The 17,602-nt window shown below is 70.7% G+C and carries 12 protein-coding genes and 1 pseudogene; 2 read left to right on the top strand and 11 right to left on the bottom strand.

Annotated features, from left to right (window positions below):
• Positions 1-116 precede the first annotated feature (116 nt).
• On the bottom strand, positions 117-878 hold the full coding sequence (locus ABZ656_RS30115) for a DUF72 domain-containing protein (RefSeq protein ID WP_360271736.1): 762 nt from the start codon (positions 876-878) through the stop codon (positions 117-119).
• 35 nt (positions 879-913) lie between these two features.
• Positions 914-2,008: a DUF5925 domain-containing protein gene (locus tag ABZ656_RS30110; protein ID WP_101406015.1), complete on the bottom strand. Its 1,095-nt coding sequence runs from the start codon at positions 2,006-2,008 to the stop codon at positions 914-916.
• 158 nt (positions 2,009-2,166) lie between these two features.
• On the opposite strand from ABZ656_RS30110, the gene ABZ656_RS30105 reads away from it, so the two are divergent.
• Complete coding sequence (locus ABZ656_RS30105; protein WP_101406016.1) at positions 2,167-3,588, top strand: xylan 1,4-beta-xylosidase; 1,422 nt, start codon at positions 2,167-2,169, stop codon at positions 3,586-3,588.
• A 50-nt stretch (positions 3,589-3,638) separates the two neighbouring features.
• Here ABZ656_RS30105 and ABZ656_RS30100 read toward each other — a convergent pair whose 3' ends face one another.
• From ABZ656_RS30100 to ABZ656_RS30075, 6 genes and pseudogenes are all read right to left on the bottom strand, one after another.
• The gene (locus ABZ656_RS30100; RefSeq protein ID WP_360271732.1) at positions 3,639-7,499 is read right to left on the bottom strand and encodes a lipopolysaccharide biosynthesis protein; all 3,861 of its coding nucleotides are present in this window, start codon (positions 7,497-7,499) and stop codon (positions 3,639-3,641) included.
• Positions 7,492-8,292 (bottom strand): polysaccharide deacetylase family protein, encoded by an 801-nt coding sequence (locus ABZ656_RS30095; protein WP_101406018.1) that lies wholly within the window; start codon positions 8,290-8,292, stop codon positions 7,492-7,494. Before ABZ656_RS30095 ends, ABZ656_RS30100 begins: the two co-directional genes overlap by 8 nt.
• A gap of 43 nt (positions 8,293-8,335) precedes the next feature.
• The gene (locus ABZ656_RS30090) at positions 8,336-9,352 is read right to left on the bottom strand and encodes a glycosyltransferase family 2 protein (RefSeq protein WP_101406019.1); all 1,017 of its coding nucleotides are present in this window, start codon (positions 9,350-9,352) and stop codon (positions 8,336-8,338) included.
• On the bottom strand, positions 9,349-10,167 hold the full coding sequence (locus tag ABZ656_RS30085; RefSeq protein WP_101406020.1) for a glycosyltransferase family 2 protein: 819 nt from the start codon (positions 10,165-10,167) through the stop codon (positions 9,349-9,351). The genes ABZ656_RS30090 and ABZ656_RS30085 overlap by 4 nt, the downstream gene beginning before the upstream one ends.
• A gap of 412 nt (positions 10,168-10,579) precedes the next feature.
• Positions 10,580-11,008, bottom strand: a complete 429-nt coding sequence (locus ABZ656_RS30080) for a hypothetical protein (protein WP_101406021.1) — start codon at positions 11,006-11,008, stop codon at positions 10,580-10,582.
• Positions 11,009-11,229: 221 nt separating this feature from the next.
• Positions 11,230-11,528: pseudogene (locus ABZ656_RS30075) on the bottom strand (S8 family serine peptidase); the annotation flags it as partial.
• A gap of 308 nt (positions 11,529-11,836) precedes the next feature.
• Between ABZ656_RS30075 and ABZ656_RS30070 the strand changes: the two are divergent.
• A complete protein-coding gene (locus tag ABZ656_RS30070; protein WP_101406022.1) occupies positions 11,837-12,643 on the top strand; it encodes an SGNH/GDSL hydrolase family protein in 807 nt (268 codons plus the stop codon).
• 7 nt (positions 12,644-12,650) lie between these two features.
• Here ABZ656_RS30070 and ABZ656_RS30065 read toward each other — a convergent pair whose 3' ends face one another.
• The 3 genes from ABZ656_RS30065 to ABZ656_RS30055 form a co-directional block, all read right to left on the bottom strand.
• On the bottom strand, positions 12,651-14,309 hold the full coding sequence (locus ABZ656_RS30065; protein WP_360271725.1) for a protein kinase: 1,659 nt from the start codon (positions 14,307-14,309) through the stop codon (positions 12,651-12,653).
• 84 nt (positions 14,310-14,393) lie between these two features.
• Positions 14,394-16,169 (bottom strand): sulfite exporter TauE/SafE family protein, encoded by a 1,776-nt coding sequence (locus ABZ656_RS30060; RefSeq protein WP_360271722.1) that lies wholly within the window; start codon positions 16,167-16,169, stop codon positions 14,394-14,396.
• A partial coding sequence (locus ABZ656_RS30055) for a tetratricopeptide repeat protein (RefSeq protein ID WP_360271719.1) occupies positions 16,166-17,602 on the bottom strand: 1,437 nt, incomplete at its 5' end. The genes ABZ656_RS30055 and ABZ656_RS30060, both read right to left, overlap by 4 nt.

The raw sequence follows: 17,602 nt of genomic DNA, 5'->3' as shown, positions 1-17,602 counted from the left end.
CCGCGCACGGCCATGGGTCTGGGGCCGGCCAGCCCCGCCGACCCGCCCACTACGACGCCGATATGTGTACATCCAAAGAGGAATCCAGCACTAGCCCTTCTCCGTCTCCGAGTGCTTCAGAGGTTGTCCGGTGTCCGGGTCACCGTCAGGCCCGCCGCCGTCGCCGCGTGGGCGAAGGCCACCGCGTCCCGGACGGCCGCCGCGTACGGGTCGTTGTTGAAGTACGCGTACACCTCGTGGTCGTCGGACCAGGTGTCCGTGACGCGTCGTACCCAGGTCGTCAGGGACTGCCGGCCGTAGCGGGGCCACGGCTGGGCGCGGCCCTCGTGGAAGCGGACGTAGCCCCAGTCGGCGGTCCGCCACAGGGGCGTCACGGGGCGGGCCAGCACATCGGCCCAGCAGAGGGCGGCGCCCCGTGACTCCAGTACCTTGCGCACCTCCGGTGTCCACCAGGAGTCGTGTCGCGGTTCGACCGCGACCCGGACGCCGGCGGGGAAGCGGCCCAGGCACTCGTCGAGAAGGGCGGGATCGGCGTGCAGCGTGGGCGGGAGCTGGAGCAGGACCGGGCCCAGGCGGTCACCGAGCCCGGCGGCGTGGCCCAGCAGCCGGCCGACCGGCTCCGCCGGGTCGCGCAGCCGTTTGATGTGCGTCAGATAGCGGCTCGCCTTGAGAGCGACGACGAAGTCCGGCGGGGTGCGCTCCCGCCAGCTCTCGAAGGTCTCGTGCGTCGGCAGCCGGTAGAAGGCGTTGTTGATCTCGACCGTGGCGAACCGCGCCGCGTACTCCTCCAGCCAGAGCCGCATCGGCACCCCGTCCGGGTACAGGACGCCGCGCCAGTCCTTGTACTGCCACCCCGATGTGCCGACGAACAGGGTCATAGGGCCATCAAAGCACCGTACGGAGTGCCGGGCAGCTACAGATACAGCCCCGCGTCCGCGCCCTCCCGCTGGTCCGGCACCGACGTCGGCGTCGTGCCCCGGCGCAGCGCGTACAGCTCGGCCAGGGTCGCGCCGTCGCGGCCGACGCCCTCCTCCGTGCCCAGCCAGCTCACCGCCTCCGGGCGGGTCAGCGCGCCGACCTCGATCCGGGCGAGACAGCGGCCGGGGCGGACCACGGCGGGGTGGAGGCGCTCAAGGTCCTCGTTGGTCGTGACGCCCACGAGCACGTTGCGGCCCTGGCCGAGGAGCCCGTCGGTGAGGTTGAGCAGCCGCGAGAGCGCCTGGCCCGCGGTGTGCTTGGCCTCGCCACGGATCAGCTCGTCGCAGTCCTCCAGCAGGAGCAGCCGCCAGCGGCCCTTGCCCGTGCCGTCCTCCTCGCCGATCGCGATGTCCATCAGGTAGCCGACGTCGGAGAAGAGCCGCTCCGGGTCCAGGACACAGTCCACCTGGCACCAGTCGCGCCAGGAACGGGCCAGGGTGCGCAGGGCCGAGGTCTTGCCTGTGCCGGGCGGGCCGTGCAGCAGCAACAGCCGGCCCGCGATGTCCTCGGGCGTCGTCTTCATCAGCCGCTCCATGGCGTCCGCCACCGGCCCGGTGTAGTTCGGCCGCACCTCCTCCCACGTACCCGCGGAGATCTGCCGGGTGGTGCGGTACGGGCCGCGGCGCGGGGAGACGTACCAGAACCCCATCGTCACGTTCTCCGGCTGGGGTTCGGGTTCGTCCGCCGCGCCGTCCGTCGCCTGGTCGAGGATCTTGGCGGCCAGTTCGGTGCTGGTCGCGGTGACGGTGACGTCGGCGCCGCGGTTCCAGCGGGACACCAGCAGGGTCCAGCCGTCGCCCTCGGCGAGCGTGGCGCTGCGGTCGTCGTCGCGGGCCGAGCGCAGTACGCGGGCGCCCGGCGGGAGGAGCGTCGCTCCGGACCGTACGCGGTCGATGTTCGCCGCGTGCGAGTGCGGCTGCTCGCCCGTCGCGAAGCGGCCGAGGAACAGCGCGTCGACGACGTCCGACGGCGAGTCGCTGTCGTCGACGTTGAGCCGGATCGGCAGTGCGTCGTGTGGGTTGGCAGACATGCCGCCATGATCCGTCACGCGGGCGCCCCGTGCACCCGGTTTCCGCGGTGCGTCCTGTGTGTCGGCTGTGTCGGCCCGTATCCCCTCCGTCCTGTTACAGGGCTGTGGTCTTACAAGACCTGTCCCACGGCCGATCCCCGCCGTTACTGTTGCCCTTGATGGGACGTCATGGGTGGAATTCGGGGGCACGGCGGTGGCGGCTCACCGCGCTGCTCGGCGTGGGAGTGGCCGCTCTGGCCCTGGTGGTGACCTTGCTCAACACCCTGCCCGGAGGCGGCGCGAGCACCGCGGGCACCACCCGCGACGGGGACAAGGTGCACGGCACCCCCGTCACCCCGCCCGAAACCCCGCAACCCGAGGTGGGCTGGGGTTTCACCCACACCCAGTACAGCGCCGACCAGGGCAGTGACACGGCCACCCAGCGCGTCGAGGGGGTGCTGCAGAAGCAGTCGCTGCCGCAGATCCAGCACATCATGGGCTGGGGGGCGGGCAACCCCGAACCCTCCAAGGGGCGCTACGACTTCTCGGAGATGGACCGCCGTATCGACTTCATGCGGAAGTCCGGCGGGACCCCGGTCGTCACCCTGTGCTGCTCCCCGGACTGGATGAAGGGCGGCAAGGCCGGCGCGAACAACACGAACTGGAGCCAGGCCGCCCTGGAGACCGCCCCGGACCGCGCCCACTACGCGGACTTCGCCGCGCTCGCCGCGACCGTCGCCAAGCGCTATCCGGACGTCCGTCACTTCATCGTCTGGAACGAGTTCAAGGGCTTCTGGAACGACAGCAAGGGCCGCTGGGACTACGAGGGCTACACCGAGCTCTACAACCTCGTCTACAAGGCGCTGAAGAAGGTCGACGAGGACATCCTGGTCGGCGGGCCCTACCTCGTCATGGACAGTGTCGACCCGCGCCAGACGGAGAACGCGTCGACGACCCTGAAGGGCACCTGGGGCACCATGGACCAGCGGGTCCTCGACGCCTTCGACTACTGGAACAAGAACAAGGCGGGCGCCGACTTCGTGGTCGTCGACGGCTCCAGCTACACCAAGGACGACGACCTGCTCCCGAACGAGTTCGCGGCCACCGACAAGTTCACCGCCGTCAGCCGGTGGGTGCGCGAGCAGACCCACGGCCTGCCGCTGTGGTGGGCCGAATACTACGTGGAGCCCGCCGACGGCAACGACGAGCGTACGGGCTGGTCCGAGGCACACCGCGGCGCCGTCCAGGCCGCCGGCCTGATCGCGATGGCCCGCGGCGGCGCCACCTCCGGCTTCTACTGGAACCCGGAGAAGGAGAAGGGCACCGACTGCGCGGGCTGCCTGTGGACGCCGACCGACAGCGCCGGCGGCGGCGCGGCCCTGCCCATGCTCGACCTCGTCTCCCGCTTCAGCCGGGCGTTCGCACCCGGCACCAAGTACGCGACGGTGTCCGTGGCCCCCGACGACGTGCCAGGCGTCCGCGTCCTCGCCACCGGCAAGGCCGTCCTGGTCGTGAACACCCTGAACCGGTCCATCAGCGCGCAGGTGGACGGCAAGCGGTTCGACATGTTGGCCTACGAAGTGAAGTGGCTCACCCGCTGAACCCGTGATCCCGGGTCCGGGTGAGCCACTCCGCCTGGCTGGACCTCGTGCTACTTCATGGTCAGGAACCGCTGTACGAGCGAGGCCAGCAGCACCGCCAGCAGCGGCAGCGAGAACCAGAAGCTGCTCTGCAGCCACCGCAGCTGCCGCACACCCGGCCGCACCGCGACCCGTACGACCTCCCGCGCCGCCAGCATGATGATGAGCGCCACGGCCGCCAGCGCGCCGACGACCGACCACGGTGTCCAGGTGATCAGGGGACCGATCGGCCCGGGAGCGGGCTCGAGCACCTTGCCCGCGGGCTGCTTGCGCAGCGCGTACATCGTCACGTCGTCGTTGACGAGGACCTTCTTCAGGTCCTGCCGGTCGTCGAGGTTGCGGATGAGCCGCGACTCCCAGGTCGCCGAGTAGCCCACGTCCATCTGGAGGTAGACCACCTGGCTGCGGTTGATCATGAGGTACGAGTTCGGGCCGGCGTCCTTGAGTGACTTGACCAGCCCTGACACCAGCACCGGGTCGCTCGGCGCCAGCGTCGGCACGTACTGCACCTTCTCCATGTCCCGGGTGCCCCACGGCATCGCGGGCGTCACGTTGTTGACCGTGTCGTTGCTCAGCCACAGCAGCCGTACGGTCGGCTTGTCGTGCGCGTACACGTAGTTCATGGCCGTGACCTCGCCCGGCCGGATGCGCTCGAAGGACTCGTTGCCCCAGCGGGCCACCAGGAAGCCGCCCATGAGAAGCAGACCCGCCATGAGCGCGGCCAGCGGGGCGAGGCTCACCCGGTCCTTCTCCCGTTCCTTCGCGGTGACGCCGGTGCGCGGGAAGAGGGCGAGCCCGGCCAGCAGTGCCGCCCCCGGCAGGGCGAACATGAAGACCCGCAGGGCCATCTCGCCGCCGTACGACTGCATGCCGAAGCCCAGGAACGGGACGAAGGTGAGGACGATCAGCGACCGCTCGCGGTACTTGTGGTCGCGCCGCCGCCACCAGCCCCAGCAGGCGAAGGCCATCACACTGCCGGCGAGCAGCACGCGCGTGTAGAGGACGAGTTTGTGCGTCGAACTGCCGCCCTGGATACGGCCGGAGACGGAGGTCGACACATTGCTGCCGACGCCGCCGACCCCGCCGAACAGGTCGTTGAAGTGCCCCGACCAGTAGGGCTCGGCCATGAAGCCGATCCAGACGGAGACCAGGACGGCGAACAGGATCGGCAGCCCGCGCAGTTCGGACCGGCCGACGAGGACGAGGACCGCGAGCACGCCGAGCATCACGAACGGGGTGAGCTGGTGAGCCGGGACGCTCGCCGCGAACAGGCCGATCAGCACCATGAGGAGCACGGCCCGCTGGCGCCGGTCGGTCGGCTCGACCTCCGCCTCGCCCGGGCGCGCCTTCGCCCACAGCACACGAGGCGCCCGGAACCACACGAGGAGGATCGCCACGAAGACGAGGTAGAGGAGGTAGGTGAAGCCCTGCGGGGAGAAGTAGTCCTGGCCCACCCAGCCGCTCAGCACGAAGATCCAGATGCCGGTCCACTTGGCGCGCCAGCTCGCCCGCATCGAACGCACGAGCAGGAACATCGGTGCCAGGTAGAGCAGTTGCATGGTCAGCGGCCACCAGCGGATCACCTCGGTGAGGTCGCTGACACCGCAGGCCTTGGCGACGAACGCGGCCCCCGCGAAGAAGCCCGGCCAGCTCCAGCGGGCGTCCAGGTCGGGTACCGCGGAGCCGGTGCGGTCGATGTAGTCGATGAAGCCGAGGTGCTGCCAGGCGGTGGCGAACCGTGGCTCGGTCTCGATGACCGCGGGGAGCGCGTGCAGGGAGATCACGGTGGCGAGCAGGGTGATGAGCAGCAGGCCCTTGTGCTCGCGGTTCATCCAGAGCAGCGAGGCGAAGACCGTGATCAGGAGGGCCGCGCCCACGAGGGTGGGCAGCGGCAGGACGGAGATGAGGCCGAGGCCGCCCATCTTGTCGAGGGAGGCGTCGTTGAGGCTCAGTGCCGGGACCCAGTAGAGGAGCAGTGCGCAGATCAGGAGGAAGCCGAGGAGCACGCCGGGTTTGGAAGGGTGTCGTAGGCGGTCGCGGAGGGGCGCAGTGGTGTTGTCCGGCGGCTGCGGGTTGTCCGTGTCCGGGCGCGCGGTTCCCCGCGCCCCTGACGGGGCGCTGTCCGTGCCCTCTGTTTCGAAGGAGGGCGTCACCGCGAAGGAGGGCGTTTCGAAGGGGGCGTCCACCTCCGGGGCTTCCGCCGGGCCCAGGGAAGCCTCCGAGCCCGGCTCCCGAGCCTCCACGGGCAGCCCCACCGAGGGCAGTTGCGGCTTCAGCGCCCAGGTCGGGCGGTGGTCCGGGCGTGCCTTGGGCGTGCCCGTGGGTGGGGTGCCGGGGCCCGGGCGGACGTCCGGGCGGCGTTCCTGGTGGTCGAAGTCGACGTGCACGCCGAGGGCGAGGGTGTCGGAGTCGAGGGCCCAGGCAGGCCCCCGCTTCGCCTCGCGCGGCTTGGTCGCGGCCACGTCGCGTGCGCCGAGGTCGGCGAGGTCCCCGTCCGGCGCCGCGCCCGCCGGGAGTTCGGCGGGCGGCGCGGTCCGAACGATCTTGAACAGCTTGGGTGCGGCGATCGACACGATCACCGCGAGGCTGGAGATCTCCGCGACGCCCGCCCCGGTCAGGCCCATCCGGGGCAGCAGGATCACCGTCAGGCCGAGGACCAGGACGCACAGCAGGCCCTGCAGATAGGCGAGTCCGGAGGTGCGGCTCTGGGCGCGCAGCACCGCGAAGTACGTCTCCATGACGACCCGCAGCAGCGCGCCGACCGCGAACCAGCGCAGCAACGGGGTTGCCGCGTGCGCGTAGCCGTCGCCGAAGACGTGCAGGATGAACGGTGCCCCGACGAACAGCAGTCCGCACACCGGCAGCATGATCCGCGCCATGCGCTTGAGCGCGGCCCGGGTGTTGGAGGCGAGCCGTGCGGGGTCGTGCGAGCCCTCGACGGTCAGCGAGGCGCCCATGTTGATGGCGAGCAGGTTGACCGTGCCGCCGATCGTCGTGGTGATGTAGAAGTACGCGTTGTCGGAGGAGCTGACCTGCGAGGCGACGATCACCGGGACGAGATAGACCACGGCGAGCGAGAAGAGCGAGCCGGTGTAGTCGCCGGCGAGGAAGCGTCCGACCTCCTTGAGCGTGGGCGGGTTCGCGCGCTCCTCGGTCGCCTTGATGTGCCGGGGGACCAGCCGCCGGAAGACCAGCAGGCCGAGCGGTACCACCGACAGGGCGATCGCGGCGACCCAGGAGACGAAGACGCCCGTGGTCGGGATCGCGGCGGCGAGTCCGACCAGCAGTGTCAGCTTCACCGCGGAGAACACGGTGTTGCCCACCGGCACCCAGAGCGCGCTGCGCAGTCCGGTCAGCACGCCGTCCTGCAGGGTCAGCAGCGACCAGGCGACGACCGCCAGGATGAAGCCGAGGCCGTTGAGCGAGCCGTGCAGGAAGCGGTACGAGGGTCCCCATGCGTTCAGCGTCAGCAGGAAGACCACGGCGGCCAGCGCCACGACCACCGAACTTCCCGCGTACGTACGGAAGATGAGGCGCCCGGTGGCGCGGCCCGCGACGGGGATGAAGCGGGCCAGGGCGCCGGTCAGGGTCACCGCGGTCAGGCCCGCCAGGAGCTTCATCGCGGCGATCGCGGCGGAGCCCTGGCCGACCGCGGCGTCGGAGTAGTAGCGGGCGGCGACCAGCCAGTAGCCGAGCCCGAGCACCGCGGAGATCCCGGTGTTGAGCATCAGGGCGTAGGCGTTGCGGAAGAGTTGGTTGCCGCCGCCGTCCTTGCGGCCCCGGCCGGGCAGGCGGAGGCGGCGCCCGGTCCGCTGCTCGGGCGCCCCGGCGGTGGGCGATGAAGCCTGGGCTGTGGTCGTCGTGTCAGACACGGGAACGGATGGCCTTCCGGCGGACCTGTCGTGCTCTTCGGACCATGGCGTACCCCTTGGTGAGGGCGCGGTCCCGGACGAAATTGCGGGCGATCGAGCGGCCCTCGACGAGCCGCTCGAACTCCTCGATACCGGTGTTGCGGCGCACGGTCACGCGTTGCAGGGCGTACGGGCCCTGGCGGCGGCGCGCCAGGCCGTTGCCGACGGCGAGCGACTGGGCGAAGCCCGCCTCCCGCACCGCCTGGCGCACCCGGCGGCTGGAGTAGCCGTAGGGGTACGCGAACGAGGCCGGGCGGGTGCCCAGCTCGTCGGCGATGATCTCCTTGCAGCGCAGCACCTCGAACCGCAGCGCGTCGTCGGAGAGCTGGTCCAGCTGCGGATGCGTGTGGCTGTGCCCGCCGATCTCGACCTGCTCGGCGGCGAGTTCGCGCACCTGAGCCCAGCTCAGCATGGTGTCGAGGCCGCCTCGGGTGTCGTACGCGCCCTTGATCCACCCCGTCGAGACGAACAGCGTGGAGGCGAAGCCGTGCTTGGCCAGCACGGGCAGCCCGTGCCGGTGCACGCCCTCGTAACCGTCGTCGAAGGTGATCAGCACGGGTCGCTCCGGCAGCGGTCCGCCGGACCGCCAACTCGCTGCCAGCGCCGCCGTGTCGACCGGGGTGAACCCCTGGTCCCCGAGCAGTGCCATCTGCTCGGCGAACGCCTCGGGCCCGACGGACAGCTCACGCGTCGCGTCATTGGGCGCGGCGGCGATGGAGTGGTACATGAGGATGGGTACGGGAGTGTCGTTCATGGGGCCGCCACACCTCCCGCGACCCGCGGGGGTCCTCCTCTGGTCATGCCGCCGCCCCCTCGCGTCCCGGACCGCTCCCGATCCCGTTCTCGATCTCCGCCACGGTGAACGTGGCGCCGCCCCTGCGGGCCCGGACGCTGCCGAGTACGTACCCCCCGGCCGCCGTCAGGACACCGGCCACGATGGCGCCCGCTCGGCCGGCGCCGCCCGGGCGGGCGAGCAGGGCGTCGCGCAGTCCGCGGGCCACCCCGGCGGGCAGGACGCGGGTCGTGTAGCGGCGTTCCGACTCGAGGCCCTTGTCGGCGCCGACGCTCCGGGCGACCAGGGCCTTTGAGAGGCCCTCGGCGTAGGCGCGGGTGCGGAAGTACGCGAAGTGCTCGCGTGGTTCGGGTACCCGGTGGTGGATGACCGCGCGGTCGTCGATCAGCAGGATCGCGTCCGGGCGGGCGCGGGTGAGGCGGATGCACAGCTCCGTCTCCTCGCAGCCCAGCGGACGCTTGTCGCCGTCGCGGCCGATGCCGGTAGCGAAGCCGCCCGCCGCGTCGAACGCCGTACGACGGAAAGAAGCGTTTCCGCCCAGGACGTTGCGGACCTGGACCCGGCCCGGCGGCAGCCCCTTGTACGTGCAGCCCACCACCCAGTCGAACTCCTCGGGGAACCAGGCTGGCCGGCGACCCGACGCCCAGATCGGCATCGTACGGCCGCCGACGGCCATGACCCGCGGGTCGGCGTACCCCGAGGCGAAGTGGCGCAGCCAGTCGCGCTCGGCCACGGCGTCGTCGTCGAGGAACGCGATGATCTCGCCGTGTGCGGCGGCGATCCCGGTGTTGCGGCCCGCGGACAGGCCGCGCGGGCCCGCGTTGGCGAGCACCCGTACCGCTTCGGTCTCCTTGTACTCCCTGCTCAGCCGGTCGAGCAGGGTGGCGTTGTGGTCCACGACGAGGAGCGTCTCCAGAGCGGGCAGCGACTGCGCCCGCACCGAGGAGACCGCCGCGAGGATGTCCTCCCAGCGGTCCTCGGTGTAGACGCAGATCACCACGGAGATGTCGGGACTGCTCAAGACACCTCTCCCTGGCCCGAGTCGAGCTGGGCGGCGTGCGGCCTGCGACGCAGAGCACGCCGGTTGGAACGCTCACCCATGATCACCTTGAGCACCCGGAACCCGTCACGCACGGCCCGCAGATTGCTCGTGCCGTGGATGCGGAGGTACTCGTGGCTGGGTATCTCCTGCACCTTGAGCCCGGCCTTGACCACCCGGATGTTCATCAGGGTCTCGACCTCGAAGCCGGTGCAGTCGAGTTCGATCTGGTCCAGGCAGTGCCGCCAGAACGCGTTGTAGCCGTAGCAGAGGTCGGTGTAGCGGGCGCCGAACTTGGCGTTGACGGCCGCGCACAGCACTCGGTTGCCCAGCTTGCGGATCGGTGTCATGTCGGAGGTTCCGCCGCCGTTGGCGAACCGCGAGCCCTTGGCGAAGTCCGCCCCGGACACCAGCGCGGACACATACGACACGATCTCGTGGCCGTCGGCCGAGCCGTCCGCGTCGACCATCACGATGATGTCGCCGGTGCACGCCTCGAATCCGGTGATCAGGGCGTCGCCCTTGCCCTTTCCCTGCTGCTCGACGACCTTGACGTCGGGCCACAGTTCACGGGCCACCTCGACGGTGTTGTCGGTGGAATTGCCGTCGACAAGAACCACTTCGTGTATCCAGGCGGGAAGGGTCTTGAAGACGTACGGGAGATTCTCCGCCTCATTCATGGCGGGAATCACGACACTCACCGGTGGCGCTATGGCCAGGTGAGAGGAGATCGGCCGGTATTTGCCGGCCGTTAACGGATCTTCGCCCGATACGGCTGGGCGCAGGACTGAGCTCATGAGTCTGGTCCCTCTCGTCCGGTGGACCGCCCGCCCCTGGGCGGTCCGGCTTTTAGTCCGGTTCGAAAGGGGGGTTCTCACTTACGGCGTGACGAAATGGATCTCCGTGCATGCCGGGTGAGCTGGCAAAGCTGGCCGATTCCGAAGGCGGAAGTCCGAAGACGGAAGCCCGAGGACGGAATTCCGGATGCGGAAACCGGTCGCGCGGCACGACTCGGCACAAGTGTGGTCACCGAGCACGGCACCCCCCTACCGCGCCCCGCGCCGGGTCCTCTTCGCGATCTTGAGCCCTCCCCTAGATCGCATGTGCGTGAGGGGCCGATGCGGGTGAGATGTATGACGGTATTGACGATTGCGCCCATATGGCAAGGCCTGGAACGACGCCTCACGTTTTTGTTGGTTTGGCCGTTACCTAACGACTCGAACGGATTTTCCCCATCCGCTTGCGCACTCGCCGGACCACCACCAGCAGGAGGACAAGAGCGCTGATCGCCGTCACGGCCACGATTCCGCCATGGACCGACCACCGGTGCACCGCCAGCATGCCCTGGGCGACGAGGAGGTCGACGGCGATCGCTCCGGCGACGGACACCACCGTGCGGGCGAAGGGATCCAGCCCGCGCAGCGCGGCCCAGATGGCGGCTCCTGGTGCGGCGAGCAGGAAGAAGAGGGTGAACGGGCCGCGCAGGGAAGAGTCCACGTCGGCGAGCGCGAGTACCGCGCCGACGCCCGCGACGGCCACCGCCATGCCCGCGAGCAGCGGGACCAGGTCCCTCCCCGGATCCTGTCCCGACCGCTTGTCACTGTCTGATGAAGGTGACTTGATGCCTATGGTCTGCATTGGCGACTTTGCCCCCCGACGCGCCGGATGCCGGGCTTCAATGTCGCGCAGCGGGCTGGGGGCCGTCAAGATGCGGTAGGCACTCGTGGGGGCTTCTCGGTCGACTTCAAACATGTGGCACGAGTGTTCACCGCGTGTTCCCCGGAGGAGCCGGCTGCCTCCGGGGAACTGCGTTGCGGATCAGGCGAGTCGGGGCGTCACGGGGCGATCTTCCCGAGATGTCACGGGACGATCTTCAGCAGCCGGTTCGGGGAGCCGGAGCCCGGGCTGGTGATCTTGCCCGTCGTGGCGCCGTTCACCAGAGCCGTGGCGACCTCTGCCGGGGTGGCGGAGGTGTGGCCCGCGAGGTGGACGGCGGCCGCGCCCGCGACGTGCGGGGTGGCCATCGACGTACCGGAGATGGTGTTCGTGGCGGTGCCGCTGGTGTTCCAGCCCGCCGTGATGGAGGAGCCGGGGCGAAGACGTCCAGGACGGAGCCGTAGTCGGAGTAACTGGCCTTGGCGTCCGTGCTGGTGGTGGAGTCCTCCTCTTGGCGGCGCGCGCCCGGGTTCGGCGCACGGCTGTGGGGGGTGCGCGCGTCGCGCACGGCCCTGGAGCGCCGCGTTCCGCCCAAGACCGAGTAAGGCCTCGGTCATCCACGGGTAAGGCTCAAGGGAGTTGACGCCCCGTCATCAAGATGTCATGTGCATGCATGAAATATGCGTGGAACATGTTCGGGTGTCACGGGTGGCGGCGGCAGGGGCCGAAAAGTCTTGGCATGGACACTTCCTGTCAACACGCGTAGCTGCTACGACAGTTGTGGCAGAGATCCTGCTAAAGGGAGGTTCCATGAGACGTTCCCGAATTACGGCATACGTGACCTCACTCCTCCTCGCCGTCGGCTTCGCCCTCACCGGGGCCGCGACGGCGCAGGCGTCCGGAACCGCCGCGGCCACCGGCTATGTGGCCCTCGGCGACTCCTATGCGTCCGGTGTCGGTGCGGGCAGCTACATCAGCTCAAGCGGCGACTGCTTGCGCAGCACGAAGGCGTACCCCTACCTCTGGGCCGCCGCCCATTCACCCTCGTCCTTCGACTTCACGGCCTGCTCGGGGGCCCGTACGGGTGATGTCCTGGCGAACCAGCTGGGCCCGCTCAGCTCCTCCACCGGCCTCGTCTCTCTCAGCATCGGCGGCAACGACGCGGGCTTCGCGGACGTCATGACGACGTGTGTGCTCCAGTCCGACAGCGGCTGCCTGTCCCGCATCGCCACCGCCAAGGCCTACGTCGACTCCACGCTCCCCGGCCAACTCGACTCCGTCTACTCCGCGATCAGCTCGAAGGCGCCCGCCGCCCACGTGGTCGTCCTCGGCTACCCCAGGTTCTACAAACTGGGCGCGACCTGCCTCGGCCTCTCCGACACCAAGCGCGCCGCGATCAACGACGCGGCCGACTACCTGGACAGCGCCATCGCCAAGCGTGCCGCCGACCACGGCTTCACCTTCGGCGACATCAGGAGCACCTTCACCGGGCACGAGCTCTGCTCCGGCAGCGCCTGGCTGCACAGCCTGAACCTGCTGAACATCACCGAGTCCTACCACCCGACCGCGGCCGGCCACTCCGGCGGCTATCTGCCGGTCTTCACCTCGGCGGCCTGACCACCCCTCACGGAGACGTGGAAGCGGAGGCCTCGTCCGACGGGGTCTCCGTCACACATGTCACCGAGAACGGCACCGAGTTGGACGTCGTCCGGACGGGGCTGCGGACCTCCACGCTGATCTCGTTCTGGAAGATCCCGCTCGCGTTGTACGTCGACAGGAAGATCGACTTCTGCTTGGTCCTGCCACCGTCCGACGAGAACGACAGGGTCTTCCAGCCCGGGTCGGACACCTCGCCCGTCTTCAACACCCAGCGGTACTCGACGTCCACCGGTACACGGCCCACCGTGAAGGTCGCCGTGAAGGTCGGCGCCTGGGCCTGGGACGGCGGGCAGGAACCGGAGTAGTCGGTGTGCGCACCCGCGACCGTCACCTGCACGGACTGGGCCGGCGGCGAACTCGTACGAGCGCTGCTCGACGCACTGGCCGAGGGAGTGGAACCGCCGGGCGCGGCGCTGTTGCTCCCGCTCTTGCTCGCGGACGGCGAACTCCCGCCGCCGGAGCCGCTCTTGGTGCCACTTCCGCTGCTGCTGTCGTTGCTGCTCCCGCCGCCGTTGTCACGGTTCACCAAGGCGTACGTCAGTCCGCCCACCGCGAGTGCGAGCGCGATCACGCCCGCGATCACGGCGGCGGCCGCGCGCCGGTTACGGACGGGTTCCGTCGAGGTGGGGGAGTCGTTGGGCGGCGGGTAGGGCGTGTAACCCGGCTGCGGTCCTTGTGGACGGGTCCGGGACGGCGCCATGGGAGGCCCGAATCCCGGCGGCTGCGGCGCGGGCTGGGAGAACGAGGAGATCGTCGGTGACTGGGCGGTCGGGGACGGCGGTCCCGCGGCCGGGGAGCCGCCCGCGGCGACGAGCCGCAGATCGCTCTCGGCCTGCGCGGCGCTCAGCCGCTCGGCCGGGTCCTTCCTCAGCAGACCCTCGATCACGGGCGCGAGCGGCCCCGCGTGGCGCGGCGGCGGCAGCGGCTCGTCGACGATGGCCCGCAGCGTGCTCAGCGGGGTGTTGTGACGGAAGGGCGAGTTGCCCTCGACCGTCGCGTACAACAGGACCCCGAGCGACCACAGGTCGGACTCGGGGCCGGGCGTACGACCGAGCGCCCGCTCGGGGGCGAGGAACTCGGGCGAACCGATGACCTCGCCCGTCATCGTCAACGCCGAACTGCCCTCGACCGTCGCGATACCGAAGTCCGTGAGGACGACCCGGCCCTCGTTCGACAGCAGCACGTTGGCCGGCTTCACATCGCGGTGCAGCACCCCGGCCTCGTGCGCGGCCCGCAGGGCGGAGAGCACTTCGGCACCGATGTCGGCGGCGCGCTGCGGCGACTGCGGACCCTCGGAGTCCAGCAGATCGGACAGGGCGATGCCGCGCACGAGTTCCATGACGATCCAGGGGCGGCCGTCCTGCGTCGCCACGTCGTACACCGTCACCACATTGCGGTTCGCGACCCGGGCCGCGGCCCACGCCTCGCGCTCCAGCCGGGCGTACATCCGCTCCACGTCGTGCGCCGGGATCCCGGCGGGCGCGCGGACCTCCTTGACGGCGACCTCGCGGTGCAGCACCTCGTCACGGGCGCGCCACACGGTTCCCATACCGCCCTCGCCCAAGGGGGAGAGGAGACGGTAGCGGCCCGCGATCACACGTTCACTGCCCGGCTCTTCGGACACGGGTGTCCCCCATTCGTATCCGCTGTGCATCCGCGTGATGTCTTTTCACGATGTCTCTTCGCGTGATTTCTCCACAAAAGTAGCTCAGCCGAGTGCGGATGCCGCCCCCTTGAACACCAATCCAGCCCCAAGGGCGATGACGATCAACGCCGAACCCAGGGGGGCGGTCCTGCGGATCAGGGCCGCGGTCGGTCCCCCGGCCCACCGGGGACGCTTCGCCAGCGCCCGGTTCATCCCGTCGTTCAGCTTGACGACGGCGAACCCGGCCGCCGTGAGCGTCAGAGCGAGACCGACGCCGTACGCCAGGACGAGAAGTAGGCCGAACCACGCCTGTCCCAGCGCCGCCGCGCCCACCAGGACGACCACGGCGGAGGGGCTGGGCACGAGTCCGCCGGCGAATCCGAGCAGGATCGTGCCGCGGAGGGTGGGGGCCACCTCGTGGGTGTGGGTGAAGCCGCCGTGGGTGTGTTCGAGGGCGGGGGAGACGGCGTGGTCGTGCGAGTGGGGGTGGGGGTGAGGGTGGGGGTGCGCGTGGTCGTGTTGGTGGCCATGGTCGTAGTCGTGGTCGTGGGAATGTCCGCGCTCGTGCCCGTGTGTGTGCGGCTTGCTGTCCGCCGCTGCCGTCGCGGCGGAGGCGTGGGCGAGTACCAAGGGGCGTTCGTGCTCTTCGGCCTGCTCGTGGTCGTGCGCGTGTTCGTGGGCGTCAGCGTGGCTGTGCGCGTGGTGGTCATGGGGGTGGTCGTGCGCGTGTCCGTGGGCGTGCTCAAGACCGGGTCGCCGCGGCCGGTTGCGCCAGGCCCGGCGTACGAGCGTGGCGCCCGCGAAGGTCACCAGGACGCCGCTGGCGATGCCGAGCCACGCGATCACGGAGGGCGCCGCGGCCGAACCGGCCGTCACCAGGAGGCCGAGGGCGACCACGCCCAGGGTGTGGGTGACCGTGACGGAGGCGGCCAGCGGCAGGACGTCACGCAGCCCCGCCTTGCCGCCGCGCGCCGCGGCCGTCGCGGCCATCAGGGTCTTGCCGTGACCGGGCGCGAGTGCGTGCATCGCGCCCAGGAACACGGAGATGACCAGGGCCAGCGCGGCGAAGCCGACGGTGAGGTGATGGCGGGCCACCAGGTTGTTCAGCGCCTCGGTCCAGCGGTCGGCGCCCCGGGGCAGTACGGAGGCGCCGGGGACCTCCGTCCGTTCCTCGGCGAGGGCGGGGCCGCCGGGGCGTATCCGCAGGGACGCGGTCGCGGTGTCGGCGGGGGAGGAGAGCAGCGCCTTGGGGTAGCTGGTCAGTTCGTGCGACACCGACTTGGCCGGTACGTCCGAGGCGGTGAGCGTCATCCGGTCGCCGCGCGCGGTGATCTCGCGCCAGCCGGGTCCCCGGTCGGCCCCGGCGCTGTGGAAGCCGAGGGAGACCGGGCCATGCTTGGGCAGCGCGGCTGTCAACCGGCACTCCACGCGCAGGGTGTTGAGCCCGGCCTGCCCGGGGCGCAGCTTCGCTCGGCTCGTGGCGACGAAGAGCGCGGCCGGATGTCCGTCGACGGTGACCTTGCTGCCGGTCGCGGCCGTCTCGCAGCGCTGCCGGGCCCAGTCCGTCATACCGAGCTTCGCCAGGTCGGGCTTGGCCTGGGTGGCCGGGATCTCGGCGAGGTCCTCGACATGGTCGACGCGCAGCTGCCCGGGGGCGGCGACGAGCCCGTCGTACCGGTTGACGGTGAAGTTGCCGAGCGGATGCGCGCTCGCGGCTCCGGTGGGGACGAGGACGAGGGCGCAGGCGGCGGTGAGGACGGCCGCCCAGGAGGCGAACAGCCGACGCGACCTTCCCAGCGGGGACTTCGCCCGCCGACCGCGCGTTCGAGGGGGCCTCATTTGTCCTCCCCCAGAGCCTTGCGCGCCGCACGGGCACCCAGGGGTGAGAAGCCCGCGTTCAGGTCGAGCGCCGACTTCAGCGAGGCGCGGGCCTCCTTCTCGTGACCGGTGGCGCGTTCGATCATGCCGCGGTGGTAGAGGAAGGACGCGTTGCGATAGCCGGTGGCCGTGGCCTGGCGGGCGTACGGCAGGGCCTCCTTGTCGCGGCCGTTGACGTGCAGCGCCCAGGCCAGCGCGTCCGCCGTGTGCACGGTGTGGCGGCGGGCCCACTCGGCGCGGGCCGCCTTGAGCGCGTCCCCCCGGTTGCCGTGGTCGGCGGCGGCGAGGGCGGTGTCCAGGTCGGCGTTGACACCATAGGAGTGGGCCAGCGAGACCCAGGCGGTCACCAGGGAGTACTGGTCACGGGCCTTCTGCGCGTCGCCGGTGCGGCCGCGCGCCTCGTACAACTCACCTAGTTCGACAAGTGGCTGGGGGAGCGGATAGCGCTCCACGACCTGTTCCATGCCCTTGATCGCCGCCGTCCGGTCGCCCTTCGCGGCCTGGGCGCGGGCGCGGCCCTCGAGCGCGGGGAGATAGCTGTCGTCGGCGGCCAGGGCTCGGGCGTAGTACTTCAGCGCGGAGTCGTAGTCGCCCTGGTTCCAGGCGAGTTGGCCGAGCGCCGCCGCCACGTACGAGACGTCGCCCCGGCTCGTCGCCGTGTCGAGCGCCTGCTGAAGGACGCGGCGGGCGGTCTTCACATCGCCGCGCAGCTCGTGGACGTAGGCGTACCGGGTGAAGACGGGGACGCCCGGCCGGCGCGAGTCGGCCAGGTCGGCGGCCTTCGAGGCGTCGGCGTAGCGGCCGAGTTCGACGAGCGCGTCGATACGGGAGGAGAGGGCGCGCTCGCTGTACGGGTTCTCCTTCAGCACCTTGTCCGCGTAGGTCAGGGCGCCGGTGAAGTCGTGGCGCGCCGCGGCGGGGGGGGCGCGGCCCGCGAGCGCCGACTCGTTGTCGGGACGCAGCTTCAGGGAGCGGTCCAGCGCCTGCTGCGCCTGGGGGTAGCGGGAGGGGTCGCCCTTGGTGCGGGCCTGCTCGACGTAGGCGAGTCCGAGGGTGGCCCAGCTGTCGAAGTCCTTGGGCTGGGTGCGGAGATGGGCCTGCAGCGAGGTGATGCTGGCGTCGAGGTCCCCGCCGGCCAGCAACTCCGGTGACACGGCGCCGCTGGTGGCGGCGACCGCGGTGCCCGAGCCGTCCCGCAGGGCCCCGACGATCACGGCCCCGGCGGTGAGAGCGAGCGCCAACGAAGCGGCGCAGAGGCCGAGTTGGGCCGCACGCCAGCGGCGTGTCGAGGCGGACACCCGCCGGACGGCGGCGACGCGTTCATCGGCCGTGGGCAGCTGCTCCTCTGGCACGGGCAGGTGGTCTTCGGCCGTGGGCTGCTCGGCTTCGGGTTC

Origin of the sequence: Streptomyces sp. NPDC007095 (assembly GCF_040634475.1) — a bacterium.
In the GTDB taxonomy this organism is placed as follows: Bacteria; Actinomycetota; Actinomycetes; order Streptomycetales; family Streptomycetaceae; genus Streptomyces.
This window is presented reverse-complemented; position numbering and strand designations above follow the sequence as displayed.

Excerpts from the sequence above, each read along its gene's own strand:
- ABZ656_RS30115 (WP_360271736.1), bottom strand. The coding sequence starts at position 878 with ATGACCCTGTTCGTCGGCACATCGGGGTGGCAGTACAAGGACTGGCGC.
- ABZ656_RS30110 (WP_101406015.1), bottom strand. The coding sequence starts at position 2,008 with ATGTCTGCCAACCCACACGACGCACTGCCGATCCGGCTCAACGTCGAC.
- ABZ656_RS30105 (WP_101406016.1), top strand. The coding sequence starts at position 2,167 with ATGGGACGTCATGGGTGGAATTCGGGGGCACGGCGGTGGCGGCTCACC.
- ABZ656_RS30095 (WP_101406018.1), bottom strand. The coding sequence starts at position 8,292 with ATGAACGACACTCCCGTACCCATCCTCATGTACCACTCCATCGCCGCC.
- ABZ656_RS30085 (WP_101406020.1), bottom strand. The coding sequence starts at position 10,167 with ATGAGCTCAGTCCTGCGCCCAGCCGTATCGGGCGAAGATCCGTTAACG.
- ABZ656_RS30080 (WP_101406021.1), bottom strand. The coding sequence starts at position 11,008 with ATGCAGACCATAGGCATCAAGTCACCTTCATCAGACAGTGACAAGCGG.
- ABZ656_RS30070 (WP_101406022.1), top strand. The coding sequence starts at position 11,837 with ATGAGACGTTCCCGAATTACGGCATACGTGACCTCACTCCTCCTCGCC.
- ABZ656_RS30060 (WP_360271722.1), bottom strand. The coding sequence starts at position 16,169 with ATGAGGCCCCCTCGAACGCGCGGTCGGCGGGCGAAGTCCCCGCTGGGA.